Here is an 18,630-nt window from a genome sequence, read left to right on the forward strand (position 1 = left end):
ATCGGCCGAAGGCCGATTCCGTTTCCCCGCGGCCTGCGGCCGCTGTCTCTCCACCAGTCGGCCTACGGCCGACAGCCCCCTCGTCAGAGGGGGCCATTGTATACGTCTTCAGCGACGGCCGGCGTTGGCGCGGTTGATCGCGGAGATGATCGCCTTGAGCGAGCTCGTGATGATCGAGGAGTCGATGCCGACGCCCCAGATGATCTGCGCGTCCGCGTCCTCGCCCACCTGGCATTCGACGTAGGAGGCGGCCATCGCGTCCGTGCCGACGGACATGGTGTGCTCCACGTAGTCCATCACGGAGGCTTCGATGCCGAAGTTGGCGAGCGCGTTGAGGAACGCGGCGATCGGGCCGTTGCCGATGCCGGAGACCTCGCGCACCTGCTCCTCGTCCTTGCCGACGTTGATGCCGCGGTCGAGGACCTTCGCCTTGAGCACGGTGTCGGAGCCGTCCTCGCCAGAGGAGACGGACACCTTGAGCAGCTTGAGGCGGCCCCACGGGGCGAGCGTCTCGTCGTGCGTGTCGCCGACGACCACGCCGGCGGCGGTCATGCCCGACTGCTCGACCGGCAGGTACTCGTCCTTGAAGAGACGCCAGATGTCCTCGTCCTTGACTTCCTTCTTCGTGTCGTCCGCGTACTTCTGCACGATCTTGTCGAACTCCACCTGCAGGCGCTTCGGCAGGTCGAGGTTGTGGTTCGTCTTGAGCAGGTACGCCATGCCGCCCTTGCCGGACTGCGAGTTGACGCGGATGATCGCCTCGTACGTGCGGCCGATGTCCTTCGGGTCGATCGGCAGGTACGGCACGAGCCAGACGAAGTCGTCGAGGTTCGCGCCGGCGCGGTCGGCGGCCACCTGACGGGCTTCGAGGCCCTTCTTGATGGCGTCCTGGTGGGAGCCGGAGAACGCGGTGAACACGAAGTTGCCCGCGTACGGGTGGCGCTCGGAGATCTTGATCTGGTTGCAGTATTCGACGGTCTTGCGGATCTCCGGCACGTTCGAGTAGTCGATCTGCGGGTCGACGCCCTGCGTGAGCAGGTTGAGGCCCAGCGTGACGAGGTCGACGTTGCCGGTGCGCTCGCCGTTGCCGAGCAGGCAGCCTTCGACGCGGTCGGCGCCGGCGAGCACGGCCAGCTCGGTGGCGGCCACGCCCATGCCCTCGTCGTTGTGCGGGTGGAGGGACAGCACGATGGAGTCGCGGTCCTGCAGGTGGGTGGAGACGTACTCGACCTCGTCGGCGAACACGTTCGGCGTGGTCATCTCGACGGTGGCCGGCAGGTTGATGATCATCGGGTGCTCGGGCGTCGGCTTGATGACGTCGATGACCGCGTTGCACACCTCGACGGCGTACTCCGGCTCGGTGCCGGTGAACGATTCCGGCGAGTACTCGTAGTAGAGGTCGATGCCCTTGGCCTCGCCCTCAAGGCTCTTGCACAGTTCGGCCGCGTCGGTGGCGAGCTTCTTGATCTCCGCCTTGTTCTTGCGGAACACGACCTCGCGCTGCAGCACGGAGACGGAGTTGTAGAAGTGGACGACCGCGCGCTTGGCGCCCTTGAGCGCCTCGTAGGTGCGGCGAATCAGGTGCTCGCGGCACTGGGTGAGCACGACGATGGTGACGTCGTCCGGAATCAGCTCACGCTCGATGAGCATGCGGATGAAGTCGAAGTCGGTTTCGGAGGCGGACGGGAAGCCCACCTCGATCTCCTTGAAGCCCATGGAGACGAGCAGGTTCCAGAAGCGCAGCTTGCGCTCGGAGTCCATCGGGTTGACGAGCGCCTGGTTGCCGTCGCGCAGGTCGACGGAGCACCAGCGGGGCGCGCGCTGGAGCTTCTTGCCCGGCCAAGTGCGCTCCGGGTAGTCGAACGGCACCTGCTTGTCGTAGGCGACGTACTTGTTGTACGGCATCTTGCTCGGCTTCTGCGGGTCGCCGATGAAGCGCGCGGGAGGCAGCAGCGGGTCGTTGTTCCCTCCGTTGGACGCTGCGGCGACCGCCGCGAGATCGAATACCGATGATTGATCCTGACCCATCGTTCCTCCTTTGCTTGGTGCGTGGCCGTCTCCCGGCGGCCATTTCCGCCGGAATTCCCGGCGTATATCCGTTTACGCGCATGTAACATGCGCAATCCCCCATCCTACCTACGCCGCGTCCCAACGCCTCGCCGGTTCCAAAAACGACTAGCATGAGTGCCATGACACTGCGTTTTCGCAAGGACGGCACGTTCCGCGTGCTGCAGATGGCCGACATCCAGGACAAGCCGGAGGTCGACAAGGACACGATCCGTCTCATCGAGGAGGCGATCCACGTCGCCGACCCCGATCTCGTCGTCTTCACCGGCGACCAGATCCGCGGCTACGACCCCGCGTACATCGACACGTTCCTGCGCCGCCGAGGCGAGAACCCGGGCGCGCGCGTCCGCCTCATCACCGAGATCGAGGCGAAACTGCAGGGCGTGCGGCGGCGCATGGCGCAACGCCGCGACCCGAGCGTGCCTCCCGTCGACGACGTCGTCACGCTCGACGAGCTCATGGACGACACGCGACGCAAGGTGCGCGCTACGTTCGCCGCGTTCCTCGGCCCGGTGATGAACGCGGGCGTCCCGTTCGCCGCGACCTACGGCAACCATGACTTCCAATGCGGCGTGCTCACCGACGAACAGGATGGCATCTACCGCGAATTCCCCGGATGCATGAATCCGGACGCCGCGGCGTCGGACGCCGACGGTCTCGCGTTCGGACCGGGCACGTTCGCGATGCCGATCGAGGCGTCCGACGGATCGGGGCGCATCGCGATGAGTGTCACGATGATCGACTCCGGCGACTACGCGGACCGGAACACGCCCGCCGAACGCGACGCGCAATACCCGCTGTACGCGACGAACCCGCGCCGTCTCGATCTCTCCGACTCCGACGGCTACGGCACCCCCTCGCCCGAGGCGATTGCGTGGCTGAAGTCCTCGCAGGCCGCGATGCGCGACCGCAACGGCGACGGCAGACCGGTGCCGACGATCGCGTTCCAGCACATCCCGCCGCAGGAGTTCTACGACGTGTTGAAGGAGGTGCCCGCCTGGACGCCGAACGCGGTGGAGGGCGCACGCACGCACGCGGGACGTTGCTACGTGCTCGACGAATCCAAGTGTCTGCCCGGCTCGCGGCTCGGCGAGGCGATCGGCTGCGCCGACGAGAACGTGGGCGAGGTCGACGCGATGCGCGAGGCCGGCGGCTATTTCGCGCTGTTCTGCGGCCATGACCACAAGAACGCGTTCGTCGGGCATGCGGACGGCATCGACCTCGGGTATGCGCCGACCTGCGGATTCGAATGCTACGGGCCGAAGTCACGCCACCGCGGCATCCGCCTGTTCGAGTTCCACGAGGAGAATCCGGTCGACTACGTGACGCACATGCTCACGTGGGGCGACCTGGTCGGCCGCTACTCCGGCAATGAGCTGCGCGTGTGGTTCGAGGACCATTGCGTGACCGACGGCGCCACCGTGCGCAACGAACTGCGTCGCCCCGAAGTATTCGCCACAATCGCCGCGCTCATCGGCGCGGGCGCCTATTGGCTGACGAAAACCGCCTTCCGCAATCGCGGCAGACGATAGGAAGGGGTCCTGCGCCCCCTTCAGGGGGAGCTGTCGGCCTCCGGCCGACTGAGGGGGTCCTCCCTCAGATGAACAGGCTCACGCCTCGCCGGGCGATGCAGTAGGCGTTGCCGAGCCAGGTGTGGCGGGAGTTCGGCCAGACCGCGCCCAGGCGCGGCGCGTTCTGGCTCATCCAGATGCTCGGCACGCGGCCATCGGCGGAACGCGATCCGAGCAGGTTGAAGCCGTTCTTCTCGAGCAGCCATTCCGGGTGCTGCGTGGCGATCGCGAGACCCTCCTCCAACGTGAGCGGCAGACGCTCGTCCGAGTCGATGAGCTTGCGCGCCACGTCCGGCTCACGGTTCACATAGCAGGTGCCGGTATGCGGGTCGACGACCAAGTAGAACGGGCCTTCCGGCGGCTCGAAGCCGTCCTGCGGCAGGAAGCTGGCGATGTCGCGCGGCGGCATCGTCGTGAAGCCGGCCATGCGGTAGATGGAGGTTCGCGCGATCAGCGACTCCGGCGAGACGAGCTCGCGCGTCGGCACCAGCAGGATGTTCGTACCGAGATCGGAATGTTCCAACGCCTCGATGAGCGGGTTCGCGAGCGCGCGGAACGCCGCGGCGCTCATATCCGCCACATCCGGGTACCCCAACGCCACGATCCGGTCAAGCTGTTTGCGCGCTTCCTGAGATGCAATCGACATGCCTCCTAGCGTACCGCGCGCCACGGCGTACCGCACCACCGTACCGCGCGCAGGCCATCATGCGGAAACGCGTGCGCCACGCCCCGGACGGTTCCGTAGAATGGAGATTCACGTGTGTAATCGCCCATCCATCTCACCCAAGGGGTTTGCTATGTCCGAAAAACTGAAGGTCGGCGTGCTCGGCGCGACCGGCATGGTCGGCCAGCGTTTCATCACGCTGCTGGAGAACCATCCGTGGTTCGAGGTGACGACGCTCGCCGCGTCCGCGCATTCCGCCGGCAAGACGTATGAGGAGGCGGTCGGCGACCGTTGGAAGATGGAAGCGCCGATGCCCGAATACGTCAAGCACATGACGGTGGTCGACGGCGACGAGGCCGAGAAGGTCGCCGCGGGCGTCGACTTCATGTTCTCCGCGGTGAACATGCCGAAGGACCAGATCCGCGCGATCGAGGAGCGGTACGCGAAGACGGAGACGCCGGTCGTCTCGAACAACAGCGCGCACCGCTGGACCCCGGACGTGCCGATGGTCGTGCCGGAGATCAACCCGGAGCATTTCGCGGTGATCGAGCATCAGCGCAAGCGTCTCGGCACGACGCGCGGATTCATCGCCGTCAAGCCGAACTGCTCGATCCAGGCGTATACGCCGGCGCTGGCCGCGTGGAAGGAGTTCGAGCCGCGCGAGGTGGTCGTGAGCACCTACCAGGCGATCTCCGGCGCGGGCAAGACGTTCAAGGACTGGCCCGAGATGGTGGGCAACATCATCCCGTTCATCTCCGGCGAGGAGGCGAAGAGCGAGAAGGAGCCGCTCAAGGTGTTCGGCCACGTGGATGCGGAGAAGGGCGAGATCGTCCCGTTCGACGGCCCGCTGCGCATCACGTCGCAGTGCATCCGCGTTCCCGTGCTCGACGGCCACACCGCGACCGTGTTCATCAACTTCGGCAAGAAGGCGACGAAGGAGGAGCTCGTCGACCGTCTCGTCAACTACACGTCGGAGGCGGCCCGTCTCGGCCTGCCGCACGCGCCGAAGCACTTCATCCAGTACCTGACCGAGGACGACCGTCCGCAGGTCAAGCTGGACGTGGACTATGAGGGCGGCATGGGCGTCTCGATCGGCCGCCTGCGCGAGGATTCGATCTTCGACTGGAAGTTCGTCGGCCTCGCCCACAACACGCTGCGCGGCGCCGCCGGCGGCGCGCTCGAATGCGCCGAGATGCTCAAGGCCCTCGGCTACATCACGAAGAAGTAGTCACGAAGCAGTAGCGGCGGCAGCGGGAGCAGACGCATTCGTCTCCCCCGCGCCCTCAACCCCGCGAAGACCCGTCAAGGCCCGCGCCATCGGCTCCGTCCGAGGCGCGGGCCTTCGCGTCCGGGTCCAGCGGCAGGCACGACCACGTGTAGGCGATCCGATAGTCGTAGTCGGCGGCGTTCCGCTTCTCGCTGAGTTTCTCGTAGCGCTCCCACACCGCCCAGATCTCCCGCTGCACCTGCAGCAGTTCGTCCCGGTCGAGGATGAGGTTGCCGGTGCTCAGCGGCGTGTACGGGTAGCGTTCGCGCCGCTCTTCGATCGGCACGGCGGCGCTGGCGTCCATGACCGCGCCGATGCGCATGCGCAGCGCGCGCAGGATGCCGTCCATCAGCCGCATGCGCACCATCGGATCGGGTTGCGCGCTCACGGCGAAACTGAAGCTCTTCGCGGCCGCGCGCCACGGCATCTCGCGCCGGCGCACGCCGTCGTCGTCGGCGCGGCGGATCAGCCCGGCCTTGCCGAGCAGGCGCAGATGGTAGCTCATCGAACTGGGCGAGACGCCGGCCAGCTGCGACAGCTGCGTGGCCGTGCGCGGTTCCTGGCGGTCGTACAGTTCCTCGAGCACAAGCAGTCGTGTGGGGTTCGACAGCATCGAGATGACGTCGGGATCGGTGATCTTCAATTCGGCGGGGAAATCCATGGGAACGTGGGAATCGGTGGGAACGGAATCAGTGGAATCGCTGATATCGGTGGGAACGCCGGCATCGGATGTGCCGGATCGCGTGGTGTCGGGTGACGTCGCGTCGTCGCGCGCGGCGTCGTGTCGTATCGCTTCCATGAAGAACCGCCTATCTGTCCGCGTCCATTGTAGCGGTGCGCGCGTGATGCGCGACCGGAACGCCGGAACGCGGCGGATAGGCGGTTTTCGGGAATTCCCGGTTCACGCGTGGCGTGCTTCGCACGCGTCACGCGTGAACGCGGGATGGCGGGACGCCGGAAGCGTCACTTGGCGCCGTGACGTGCGGTGCCGTTGCCAGAACGCGATTTCGCGACGCTCGCACCGGCGATCGCGAGCATCGTCGCGATGACGATGAGGGCGGCGATGCCGGCACCCGTGATCGGGAGCCTGCCTGCCGTATCCGCGTCACCGCCGGTGACGATGCCCTCGCCGCCGTGCTGGTCGCCGGGACCGGCCTTGCGCAGACCGTCGATCGCGGCGAGCAGCGCGGCCGTCGCATCGTCGATCTGGTTCTGCCGGGCGTTCGCGTCGGCGTTCACGCGCTTCGCGGATTCGAGCGCGGCGGTCAGCGCGTTCCACGAGGCGGACTCGTAGTCGGCGGCGTTCAGCTTCTCGGCCTTGGCGATGGCGGCTTCGAGCTTCGACTTGTCGGTCTTGGCGGGCTTCTGGCCGCCATCGTTCACGGCGGGCGTGTCGATGGTCGGGGCGGAGCCGGTGACGTCCGGGACGGCGCCGCGCAGGTGCAGGACGAGCGCCTTGGCGTCCTTGGCGGTCGCGGATTCGCCACGATGCGCGGCGATCGTGCCGGCCTTGTCCTCCTGCAGGAGCGTGCCGTTCGCCTGGCCGTCGGCCTCGCCGAACCACAGGTCCGGGTGGTACACGTCGAACGTGGCCTGGGGCGCGGTGTCGGCGACGTAGTCCTTGCGGTAGTTCGCGTCGGCGTCGTCATGCGCCGCGTAGATCGACTGCATCGAGACCTGGTAGCGGATCGTCGTGGCCGTGGTGGTCGCCGTGTAGCCGAGGTTGGCGAGCTTGACCGGCAGCACCAGCGTGTTCGAGTCGGAAATCGACGCGTCGTCGATGGGCTCGATGTCCGCGAGGCTGTTCGACGCCACGTCGGAGGTGACCGCATACACGGTGTCCGCGCTGGAACCGTACGGGCTGGTGCTCACGGTGGTCACGAAGTCGGGGCGGCCGTCGCCGCTCACGTCGAAGTAGACGACCGGGAACACGGTGGTGCCGAGGCGGGACCAGCTCTGCTGGGTCTGGATGCCGAACGCAAGGTAGCCCTGCGACGGATCGTCGAGCTGCGGGGCGGTCGTGGCGGCGCCCACCGCGCGGATGTCGGCCGCGCTGATGCTGCGCTTGGCGGTGAGGTCCTGCTCGTTGCCGTACACGTCGACCGGGTCGGTCGCGCCCAGCTGGAACGCGCCCAGACGGCCCACGTAGGCTTCGGAGCCGTCGCCTTGGTTCACGCCGTGGCCGGAGACCTTGAGCTCGCCCTGCTTGGCGTCCGCGTCGGCGAAGGCGATCTCGGTGGTCGTCTCGGTGACGGGCTTCGGCGCGGCCACGACGGACACGCGCAGCGGGAACGCGCCGTCGGTCTGGTCGGTGTCCGCCGGGGTGAACGTCACGACGCCGGTCGCGTCGGTCACGTAGGAGCGGTCGAGGCCGCCGACCTTCGCGTCCATCGTCTTGTCGAGCGTGTGGCGCAGCTTCGCGGCGTCCGGGATGTTCAGCGTCACGATGACGTCGGCCGTGCCGTGGGCGGCCACGGTGACCTCCGACTTGTCGAGCGTGTAGGTCACGCCCGGCGTCTCGGTGCGGGCCGCGTAGGCGACCTTGTAGGTGCGCGCGACGTCGGAGTCGTTGGTGACGGTCAGCTTCTTCGACTGCGTGACGCCGGCCTTGCCGACCTGGACGATGCCGAAGGACGCGGTCACGCCTTCGATGTCGTCGGCGGCGGCGACGCGCACGTCGTTGTTCACGGCGGCGTAGGCGTCGATGCGGCCGGAACCGACGCGCAGCGGGCCGTAGGCGGTCTTGCCCTTGCCGGTGGCGTCGCCGGCGGTGGTCACGTCGTGCGCGGCAGTGTTGATCAGCTGCGCCTTGAGGTTCGTGGCCTTGGACGGGCCGGACCAGCCGGAGTGCGCCTCGAGGACGAGCGCCGCGACGCCGGAGGTGAGCGGCGTGGCCATCGACGTGCCGGACATGATCGCCAGTTCGGTGCCAGTGCCGTTGCCCGCGGAGACGACGCCCACGCCGGGCGCGGCCACGTCGGGCTTGGCGGTGCCGTCATACGAGCCATGCACGCCGCGCGACGTGAACGAGGCGATGGTGTCCGCGGAGGACGGGTAGTTGGCCTTGACCGTGTGCGCGTAGTCGGAGGAGAGGGTGATCTCCAGCGTGCCCGCGTCGAGCGCCGGCTTGAGCTTGTCGGCCGTGGTCTTGGTCATCTGGAAGCCGGGGATGGAGTAGTTGCCGGCGATGCCGCTTTCCAGCACGTCGCCCTGCGAGGCGAAGACGATGCCGGCCGCGCCTGCGTTGTACGCGTTGTCGAAACGCGTGCCGGAACCGCACAGCACGTTGCTGTCGTCCCATTCGACGTAGGCGATGTTGCCCTTGACGCGGGCGGCGTCCTCATCGGAGTAGGGCGAGCAGCCGGTCAGGTTGTCCGGATCGGCGACCTTGACGACCTTGCCGGTGACGGAGTAGGTCGGCGTGACCTGCGGGAAGTACTGCGAGTACTGGCCCGCGTACTGGCCGGCGAGGTCGTTCGGGGCGTCCACCTTGATGGCGTCCTGGCGGGAGCCGCCGGACTGGCTGGCGGCCACGGCGAGCGCGCTCGGCGTGGAGGCCGGGCTGCCGCCGATGTCGGTGAAGTCGCCGTCGTTGCCGGCGGCCGCGATGGACAGGGTGCCGTAGGAGGCGATCTTCTCGATCTTGGCGCTGTCCGGGTCGTCGATCGCGCCGTACGCGGTGCCGAGCGACATGGACACGACGTCGATGTCGACGTTGTTGGCCAGCTTCTCGGCCACCCAGTCGAGGGCGGCGCCGGTCACGTCGGTCGCGCCGCCGTTGTCGCCGAAGACCTTGAGCATGTAGACGCCGGCTTCGGGGGCCGCGCCCGGTCCGATCTCCATCTTCTGCAGATCGTCGTCGGTGAGCTTCGTGTAGTCGCCCTTGAACGTGGTCTTGTCGGCGTTCTCGCCGTAGCCCGCGGCCGTGCCGGCCACGTGGGTGCCGTGGCCGCCGCCGGGGCCGTCGATCGGGTTGGCGTCCGGGGCCGGGAACGGGTTGTAGACGGTGTCGGCGGCCGACGAGTCGGCGTTGTACGTGGCGCCGGCGAAGTCGTAGCCGCCCTTGTACTTGGCCGGGTCGATCAGCGTCTTCAGGTACGGGTCGGTGAGCGGGTCGGTGGTGTACGACTGCGCCGTGCGGTAGGCGATCGGATTGCCGGTGCCGCCGAAGTCCACGTGCGTGTAGTCGATGCCGGTGTCGATGATCGCGATGTTCACGTTCTTGCCGGTCTTGCCGGTCTTCACCCACGTCTTGCGCGCGTTGACGATCGTGTCGTTGTTCGCGTTGGCGGGTTCGGCGGCGGAGGCGGTGGTGGACTGGGTGGTCGTGGTCGTCTGGGTATCGGCGGTGGTCGCGAAACGCTGGACGATCGGCGACACCTTGACGATGTCGTTCGACTGGCCGGCCAGCGTGTTCAGCGCGGCGGCGTCGGCGCGGACGGCGACGCCGGGCACGCTGTAGGAGGCCGTGTACAGCCTGCTCGCGTTCGGGTCGAGCGCCTTGAGCTGGTCGAAGACGGCGTCGGAGGTCTTCTCGGCCTTGTCGGCCTGGCCGTTGGCGATGCCGGTGGAGCGCTTCTCCTTGGCCTTGTCGGAGACGCGGGCGCGGCCGAGCTCCGATTCGGCGGCGAGCTTCTGGTCGAGCGCGCTGGCGCCCTTGATCTGGATGAACGCGGACATGGTGCCGGAGACCTTCACCATGTCCTCGGAGACCTGGCCGCCCTGCTCGGGCTGGCCGGCGGTGTCGCCGTTGTTCGCGTCGGCGCCGTCGCCGGTGCCGTCGGTCTTCGGGTCGCCGACAGTGATGTCGCGCTCGTAATGGCCGCCGCCCGTGATGGTGATCTGGATGTTGTACACATCGTCGACCGGTTCGGCGGCGAGCTTCGCGGCATACGTGATGGTGCCGTCGTCCTTGCGGTTGACGAAGACCATGAAGTTGCCGGAACCGTCCTCGACGCTCGGATCGGCCAGACGCTGCAGGTTCATCTTCGAGTTGAGCACGGTGATGGTGCCGTTGTAGTTCTCCGGCACGTTCTTCATCGAGACGGTCACGCCCTTGCCCTCGGGGCCGAAGTCCTCCTTGGAGACCTTGTCGGGGGTGATGCTCGCCTCGATGGGCTGCGGATAGTTGCCGGAATCATCGGTCACGATGAAGGTCTTCCGCGCGTAGTCGCCGGTGGTGCGGGAGCGCGCGGTGACCGTGTACTCGCCCAGAATGGCGGAATTGACGGTCAGGACGTTCGTGTATTCGCCGTTGCCGTTCGCGCGGGCGGTGCCGACGAGACCTTCCTGGAGGTTCGGCAGCTTCATGTAGACGTCGAACGCGTCGAAGGGCGCGAAGTCCTTCATGGTCATCGTCATGCCGTTCTTGGTGAGGTCGTCGGCCGTGAGCTTCGTGGAGCGCAGTTCGACCGTCTTGCTCTGGTGGCGTTCCTTGCCGGGCTTGATGGTGAACGAGGTCATCGCGTAGATGCCGGTGCCGGACAGGTCCTGGATGGACAGGTACCAGGTGCCGGCCGGGTAGTTCACGCTGTTGGACTGCAGGGCGTCGGTGTACACGCCATCCGCATCGGTGCGGATGTGGGCGGTGTCGGCGAGGTTCATGATCGAACCGTCCGGGCCTTCCAGCAGGACCGACAGACGGGTGTTGGGCGAATAGCCTTCGGCGCGGATGCGGATCTTCTGGTCGATGAACTGGTCCTGGGTCAGGTCGCCGTTCTCGATGGTGATCTTCGCGGTCTCGCGCGCGTTGGCGGTGACCTGCAGGGTGGCGTCGGCGATGGTCTTGCTGGTGCGGCCGACGGCCTTGATGGCGTGCGCGCCGATTTCGGTGTCCTGCGAACCGGCGCACAGCTTGCCGGTGACCTTGCCGTTGTCGTCGGCGGTGTACGGACCATAGCCCTGGGCCTTGCCAGTCGGCGAGATGTCGGTGAAGTCCACCTGCTCGCCGGCGGCGAAGCCGGTGCCGGTGGCGGTGACGCAGCTGTTCCAGTAGGCGTAGCGTTCGATGGACGACGGGTCGAGGGTCAGCTGGTTGTCGGACGCCTTCTGCGCGTCATAGACGATGTCGGCGTCGCCGCCCTTGTCGGACTTGATGATGGAGTCGGGCGCGTTGAGGTCGTTTTTCCAGCCGAACTGGTCGGCGAACGAGCCCGCGTCTGCGCTGGCGGTTGCGCTGGGTTTCGCGTCCGCGGCGGTCCGCTCGGCGGCGAGCGCCGTGGTCGCGGTCAGGGACATCGACGCGAGCGTCGCCACCGCGGCGACGATCGCGAGCGCCCTGGCCCGGATGGTGTTCTTCATGGTTCTCCTCACGTATGTCGAGCGGCGGCTGATGCCGTGCGCTCTCCGGGTGCGGACGTCGATACTCCCTGCCGCTCCCGAATGCGCCACATCCTACTTGAAAATTTTTTCAAGTCGATAACGCATCCACTACGTGGACAAGATTCCGTAGGGTGGGGCCGGTTGCACAACCCCCGAGTGTGGTGTATAGTGAAGTCTATACAAAATTCTTAATGAAAGGACCCGGTATGGACCCGACCGTTCTCAATGGACTTATCGAACTCATCCTCGCCTGCACCGTCGCCGAAATCGTGCGGAGACTTCTCTGACCCAGACTCAGCGATGAACCTAATCCGCTATTGCCGCATTCAAAGCGCTGCCAACTGACACCTTTCAAAGCCCACGATGAGTGTTTGCTAATTCCCAACATAGACTTCATTCCTCCGACAACGAGGTCAGTCTATCAAGACATGCGGCCATCAGCATCATCTTCACGCCGATGGCTTAATTCGGATTGCAAACGCTTCATCAAATCAATGGCGTCGGTTCCGGCACCACTCACTGCAACCATCTCGCCGGTAAGATGCTTCAATGTCGCTGTCGCCATTCGTCGATGCACATTATCCAGAGATTTATCCGATAGCTGTTCTTGGATAATGCTCACGTACTCCGTTGCCGCCATTGGCCAGTTCGTCTCATCAATCTCGATATTGGACAACGTCGTTCCACGACGATTGACCAACCACACCCTATCGACATGCCGACCGCGAATGAGCTGCGCGACATTATTGGGCAACTGCCGTACTACATAATCATGGTATGCGGGATTAGTCCACCGGCCGGCGCCGTTCCTCTTGACCTGATCAACATACCGCTCAAGGATGCCTAGCAGCGATAGAACAGCAGGCGTACAGACAACGATAACAACCGTACGGTAACCAGCATCGTGAAAAGTTTCCAATGTATGTTCATTGGCTTCAGGATGCGCGAATGTGGTTTCGACAATCACGCTGGTCCTATGGGAGCGAAGATAATCGAGACTCATGCGCACCCATGCACCGGATGCATCTTTGGTCAGATCCGGCATATGCAGTGCATCCGTATCCATCATGATCGCATAATCAGGATGATAGGTGCGCAAATCATCTCCATTGACCTCGTTCGCTTCCGGATCGGCAATGGAGACATTCGCTATTGCACGGGTCTTACCCGCACCGGGCTGAGCACCGACCATGTACAGAGTAGGCGCATCCGACGGGTTGATTCTATAGGACGGCGCAATGAACGAATCAAAGATTTCGGCAAGTTCATCGGAAGTGAGCCGCATATACGAGGTCACGAAATCCGTTCCCTCGGGAAACGACCGGACACGGCAATAGGATTGACGGCCATATGCTCATGAACCATCTGCGGGCCATTGATTCTGAATTCGCGCATTTTACCGGCGCGTTGGGAGAACTCCCGGGTTTTCTCTTCGACGGCCTTGCGGCTGTCGACATCCACCATGGAAGTTTCCCGTCGTACGCCATTGACCGCATCAAGCAGGGCGTTGCGCATGATGACGTCCTTGGTACGGTGCGCCAAGTACATGTATTCGCCAACCAAACGGTTCGCGCTCTCACGCATCACGTCGTAGATCATCGGGTCATAGGATTCCGTCTGAGCCATCAAGCACCTCCTCCCGCCCCATTGTCCTCTCTAGTATGAACAACGAGGCAGGTATTAGCATTCTCCCCTCTTGATAGACTTGTCAAGCACTGGCTCACCCAGCCGCAGATGTTGGGAATTAGCATTCTCCCCTCTTGATAGACTTGAAAAGCAGCGTAAGGAGATCGCTCGTCTGTTGGGAATTAGCATTCTCCCCTCTTGATAGACTTGCGGACGAGCTGCGCGTCGCGGCGAACGAGTTGGGAATTAGCATTCTCCCCTCTTGATAGACTTGATGACCAACCTGGACATAGAAACAGCGGGTTGGGAATTAGCATTCTCCCCTCTTGATAGACTTGATAGCCTGCCGAGAGGGGCCATTTTCTGCGGGTTTGGGCGCTTTTTGCGTTTAGAAAAGCGTGAAGAGGTCCGGCGTTTCCGGTTCGTCTTCCGGTTCGAGGTTGGCGAATCGCAGGGCGGAGGACCATTGATGATCGCTGATGTGCAGGACGCGCACGTACCCGCGAGCGGGCAATGCCGCTTTGATCGCCTTCACCGTCGCACGATTTCCTGCCTGGTTGGGTGTGTATCTGGCGTAAACCGAATACTGTACCATGCTGTAGCCCATATCCACCAGCAGGTTCCTGAACTCCGTGGCCGTTCTGCGCTGCTGTTTGGTCTTGACCGGCAGATCGAACATCACCAGACACCACATGCCACCACTGTCCTCGTCCTTTTTCATTCGGCACCTACGTATTCCGGCACAGGCAGCCTGTCGATCTTCCCCTCGCAATACAGACCGTATTGTTGCGCGAAATCGTTCAGCGAACTGGGGATGGTCAAGCCGGTGCCGTTCAACTGCTGGTTCACCGCCTCCACAAGCCGGCGCTTGGCACTTCTGTCCGATAGGGAATCCTCGACGCTCAATTCCGCGACCTTGCGGTCAATCGCCGGACGATACGGCTCCAGAATGTCATCCGCCAAACAGAAATAATTGCCACGATTCCGGTGGTGCATGCCAAGCGAAGGAATCAGCCCGGCCGATATCACCGCTTTGACGGCGAACCCACGCAACACCATATAGGCGTAATCCAATTGCGCGTTACGTCCGATTCCCTCACCGGGTACACGCCGGAATTCCTCTTCCGCAGGAAACGCACGCCGCCAGTATTCTCTCGCCGCGTGACCTTCGCAGTTGGAGGGGTCTCCGGAACGCACGGAGGCGGCGATGCCACGCAACAAACCGCCTCCGTCGCGGCCGAGGGAGTCCAGACAAGCGGCCTGCCCGCGTATCTTCGCCTGCACGATCCTGCCCCACGCGTTCTTCCGACGCGGCAACGTCATGTCGACCTGTGCCAGCTGCCGTTGCGTGACCGTGGTCGGCGTGTCCGTCCAAGCGTGAAGCGCCGCATCCGGCACCCCACGCCAATCGCACAACATGACGGACACGCCATACCGGGCCATCTCATGCAGCACCGCGGCGGAGCACGCCACCTTCAATCCGAGCAGTACCACGGCCGTCTGAGCCAGTGGCACGTCCACAGACGCATCGGCATCATCGCGTTGCACGCGCATATTGCCGCGCGTGTACGAGATGCGCCCCGCCATCTCGGTGCAGTCGATAACCCGCCACTGGCTCTGCATGATGACCGCCTTACTCAGACCATCGCCACGAACACGGCATGCCGGTCTTCGAATGCCAGCGAGGTTCACCCAAGGCGTTGCGGCGAATCACTGTAGGAGCGAAACCTCCAAAGACATCAACTGAAGGCAACCAGCCGGATCCTCCGATTATCTTCTGGACATTGTTTGAGGCTCTTTGCTTTTCGACCTCATTCTTCAATCCCTCAGCGGCTATCAATCGTGGATGCAATCGCAGCTTGCTATTCGTCATGAACCCGTCCACCACCCAAGTGCAACGCGCGGTATCAATGGAATACGAGTATTCGCTACACCAGTCAGCGAACTCGCCGATCTGTCCCTTGAGTTTGCCTCGGGAAAGATCCACGTGAATTTCGTCGCCGACGACCAGCCAGCCGAGATATTCGGCGTTGCCGGACTGTACCGCCTGCACGGTACGCGGCTCACCCCAGCGTATCGACACCGATTGCGGCGGCAACGGCGCGGAGAACAAGTCGCTCCCACGGGACTTCAACAAATCCGCCTGGAATACGCGAATCATGCCATACCAGTACTTACGAGTACCCTTGGCGTTCTGCTTCCAACACCGGTACACGCGCGCATGGTGGATCGCCGATCCGATGTCGGCGGAACCGCCACGGACGGCGACCTGCGCCGACTGCCCATCGAAGAATTCTACCTCATCATCGGCCGTGTATGGGGTGCCGTGCACGGCGATCCATCGCATGTCGTTCACTGGCAGACCGGTCTTCTCGTCATAATCGGGAAGCCGGGTGAGCGCACACCACAACGCAGGCGTGGAGGCCCTGCGAATCAAATCGGCATCCATGGCATCGCCGAGACGGACCCGCTTCAACGGCTTGACCGTCGCATCATGCGCTATCGAATTGCCCAGTTGCAATCGCAACGGCTGGCGCACCACCACACGATTGCGGTCGAACGCTTTATCGAGTAGTTCAGCCAGTCGCCTCATGCCTTCGCACCACCACTGGTACGACGCATAGACCTTGCACGGCGCATATGGGTAATCCGTCCAAATACGTCGATCCCCAATCGGCTTCTTCATCGCCCACGCCTCGCGTATCGAATCACGTACCACCAGCGCCTCCGCTATGGAAGGCCGCAGCAATGCGATTACGGCGGCATCCACCGCATGATGGCGACGGTCGAGACGCGTCTTGCCCTGAGGACCGAAGAAGTGGATTCGTTCCTCCAACCCGCTCGCCTTGCGCGCAAAATACGTAATCTGCCCGCGGAAGACCCTCACATCCACTAAGGTCGTTTCAGAGCGTTCCTTATCGGACCTGGCACGATAATATTCCGCGTTGAAATACCAATCGATGCGGCGGTGAAGCTCGTTGGCCATCCATGCCACCGATTCGATGGAACGATCATCAATCGGATCGTCCTTTTCGGTCTGCCTGAGCCGCATCTTGACTTCCTGCTGGAAACGACGCCATGTCTTCGCATCGCAATCGCGCAGCATATTGTCGACCCGCTGAAGCACGGCCTTCAGATTGACGCCGCGTTCCTGTGCCCATTTGGTTTTCACCCACGCTGAGAAAAGCGTACCCGACTTGTTCCCATTGCAATCGCTGCACACCGCCACCAGATTCGCTCGGGTATTGGTGGAACCTGAACCCGAGCGGGGAACGATGTGGTCCATCTCGCAATTCCTGAACGTAATCGTACGTCCGCAGTACAGGCACTGACCATTCTGCCGCTGCACATCCAGATCCCAATCCTTCCTATCAGATTCCTGACGTCGCAACGCCTCGAATCCGCGGATGTCATCCCTGCGGTCGCCATATCCACTTGCCCGCAGCTCCTTTGCGAGACCGGCCCGGTAGACGCTCCGCTTCTCGTTGTCACGTTCATATTCCCGTGCCGTCTTCACCGATTTGAACCCGGAACGCACGTGCTCGACTTGCACGGACACAGGGTTGCCCCAACGCCCACGACAATTCGTCAACCACTGGTTGACGATCTTCACGACCCTATCCGCTGAAGGATTGCCCAACGGTGTGCCGATAGGATCCGCCGCCGGCCTCCAGTAATCGGAGACGTGGAACAGCGCCTTGCGCGCGGCATGAAGGTCGTCGTCGGTGATCAGCATGCGTTCTGTGAGCTTCCGCAGTGTCTCCTCGCCGTATGCGGCGCGGCCGGCAGGCAGGTCAATCGAATCCAGTTTGGCCATCGCCTCATCGTCCAATGCGTCGACGAACTCGATGGCGTCGGCATAGTCCAGATCATCATGGACCTTGTCGAAGTCCACGGTATTGGACAGCAATCGAATCATCGCCTCCTGCGCCGTATCCGATGCGCCCTGCCACCACTTCAACAGCGGTTTGGAGATTTTCCTGTCAGCCTCACGGATGCGCTGCAGGGACGTCAGCCGTGGCGGGGTACTGGAGATGCGCTCTTCACCGTCCTCGGTCATACTGCCGACACCTTTGAGCTGGTTCCTTGCATACCCGAGATGGTCTGCGACATCGATCCATGTGACGTCGTCCTTCGCATCGGAGGCGAGCAGCTCATACGCCAACTGCTTCTCGGCCACCGTCAAGGACCGCTCATACCCGTCGTCCTCCCGGATACGCAGATTCGTCAGCACATTGATGATGCGATACCGCTGGAACGCCAATGATGCCTTCAGCGCACGCTTCTGCGAAGAATCGAACGGATCGCTACCGACATGCTTCTCCGCCGACCCCCTAGGCGATACCGCACGGAACACTTCACGGAACAACGGCTCCCATTCGCCGCGTGGGACGCGCTGCACGTCGAAGATGCGCTTCAGCTCGTTCGCGTTGTCTTCCTGCATGAGCCGCCGCGGCAGCAACCCCTCGCCGCGTTTGGTACTGGTGCGCAGGCGCGGCGGCTCCGCATAGCCGAACAGCAGCACAGCCACGACGAGCTGCGCCGGTGTGGGGTTCCCCGTTACGGTACGGCCGGCAAGTTCTTCCGCACGTTTCTTCAGTTCCTCGTACTGCTCTGAATACGGGTTGTCCACCAACAGCGACTCCACACGATGGTACGGGTTGCGCCATCCTCTGTGCCGCGCGATATGGCGTAGCGCGATGGACAGTTCCTCGCGCCGCGTGGCCTCGTCTTCGATGAAGGATTCGGCCAGTCGGGCGCGCACGTGCCATTCCTCGAACGGTGCGGTCAATGACTCCGATTCAACAATTGGATACCCAGCCTGCTTGAGCGCAGTGTCGAGATGGTCGAGGCGCTGGCGACGGTTACGCATCATGCGCCGAGCCCGTCGGCTCACACCGGCGATGTTCTTCCGGCTGATAGCCTCCTTCTGCTTGGTCGGGTCGACGCCGCCGTCATGGATGACTGACTGCGCATTGAGGATGCGTACCGGCATGTCCTTGCTGTCGACTTCGATCGCGGCCAATCCCACCGAGTTCAGCCCGACATCGATGCCGATCCTGTACCGCATGTCTTTCATGGTTCTTTCCTCCACTCCGAGAATCCGCTGATAC

General features: G+C 63.7%; 11 protein-coding genes. 2 read left to right on the forward strand and 9 right to left on the reverse strand.

Annotation, left to right across the window (positions count from 1 at the left end; all coding sequences use genetic code 11):
• Positions 1 to 108: 108 nt before the first annotated feature.
• Positions 109 to 2,028, reverse strand: coding sequence for a 2-isopropylmalate synthase (gene leuA, locus AC1AYN_RS04975; protein WP_476502970.1), 1,920 nt, complete (start codon positions 2,026 to 2,028; stop codon positions 109 to 111).
• A 161-nt stretch (positions 2,029 to 2,189) separates the two neighbouring features.
• On the opposite strand from leuA, the gene AC1AYN_RS04980 reads away from it, so the two are divergent.
• Entirely contained in the window at positions 2,190 to 3,599 is a 1,410-nt protein-coding gene (locus AC1AYN_RS04980) for a metallophosphoesterase family protein (protein ID WP_476532583.1), read from the forward strand.
• A gap of 64 nt (positions 3,600 to 3,663) precedes the next feature.
• Here the strand turns inward: AC1AYN_RS04980 and AC1AYN_RS04985 are convergent, their stop codons facing one another.
• Positions 3,664 to 4,284 (reverse strand): DUF5701 family protein, encoded by a 621-nt coding sequence (locus AC1AYN_RS04985; protein WP_034530326.1) that lies wholly within the window; start codon positions 4,282 to 4,284, stop codon positions 3,664 to 3,666.
• 151 nt (positions 4,285 to 4,435) lie between these two features.
• Here AC1AYN_RS04985 and asd point away from each other — a divergent pair, with 151 nt between their 5' ends.
• On the forward strand, positions 4,436 to 5,530 hold the full coding sequence (gene asd / locus AC1AYN_RS04990) for an aspartate-semialdehyde dehydrogenase (RefSeq protein WP_476532400.1): 1,095 nt from the start codon (positions 4,436 to 4,438) through the stop codon (positions 5,528 to 5,530).
• Positions 5,531 to 5,585: 55 nt separating this feature from the next.
• On the opposite strand, the gene AC1AYN_RS04995 is transcribed toward asd, so the two are convergent.
• The 7 genes from AC1AYN_RS04995 to cas9 form a co-directional block, all read right to left on the reverse strand.
• Positions 5,586 to 6,368 (reverse strand): ArsR/SmtB family transcription factor, encoded by a 783-nt coding sequence (locus AC1AYN_RS04995; RefSeq protein WP_476532401.1) that lies wholly within the window; start codon positions 6,366 to 6,368, stop codon positions 5,586 to 5,588.
• A 164-nt stretch (positions 6,369 to 6,532) separates the two neighbouring features.
• Entirely contained in the window at positions 6,533 to 11,869 is a 5,337-nt protein-coding gene (locus AC1AYN_RS05000) for a S8 family peptidase (protein ID WP_476532402.1), read from the reverse strand.
• A 442-nt stretch (positions 11,870 to 12,311) separates the two neighbouring features.
• Positions 12,312 to 13,187 carry a zeta toxin family protein gene (locus AC1AYN_RS05005; RefSeq protein WP_476532403.1) on the reverse strand — a complete coding sequence of 292 codons (876 nt, stop codon included), beginning with the start codon at positions 13,185 to 13,187 and terminating at the stop codon, positions 12,312 to 12,314.
• Positions 13,184 to 13,516 (reverse strand): hypothetical protein, encoded by a 333-nt coding sequence (locus tag AC1AYN_RS05010; RefSeq protein ID WP_476532404.1) that lies wholly within the window; start codon positions 13,514 to 13,516, stop codon positions 13,184 to 13,186. Before AC1AYN_RS05010 ends, AC1AYN_RS05005 begins: the two co-directional genes overlap by 4 nt.
• Before the next feature lie 388 nt (positions 13,517 to 13,904).
• Positions 13,905 to 14,237, reverse strand: coding sequence for a CRISPR-associated endonuclease Cas2 (gene cas2 / locus AC1AYN_RS05015; protein WP_476532405.1), 333 nt, complete (start codon positions 14,235 to 14,237; stop codon positions 13,905 to 13,907).
• Complete coding sequence (gene cas1, locus AC1AYN_RS05020) at positions 14,234 to 15,139, reverse strand: type II CRISPR-associated endonuclease Cas1 (protein ID WP_476532406.1); 906 nt, start codon at positions 15,137 to 15,139, stop codon at positions 14,234 to 14,236. Before cas1 ends, cas2 begins: the two co-directional genes overlap by 4 nt.
• 10 nt (positions 15,140 to 15,149) lie before the next feature.
• The gene (gene cas9 / locus AC1AYN_RS05025; protein ID WP_476532407.1) at positions 15,150 to 18,596 is read right to left on the reverse strand and encodes a type II CRISPR RNA-guided endonuclease Cas9; all 3,447 of its coding nucleotides are present in this window, start codon (positions 18,594 to 18,596) and stop codon (positions 15,150 to 15,152) included.
• Positions 18,597 to 18,630: the final 34 nt, after the last annotated feature.

The sequence above is a fragment of the Bifidobacterium sp. LH_413 genome (assembly GCF_056357015.1).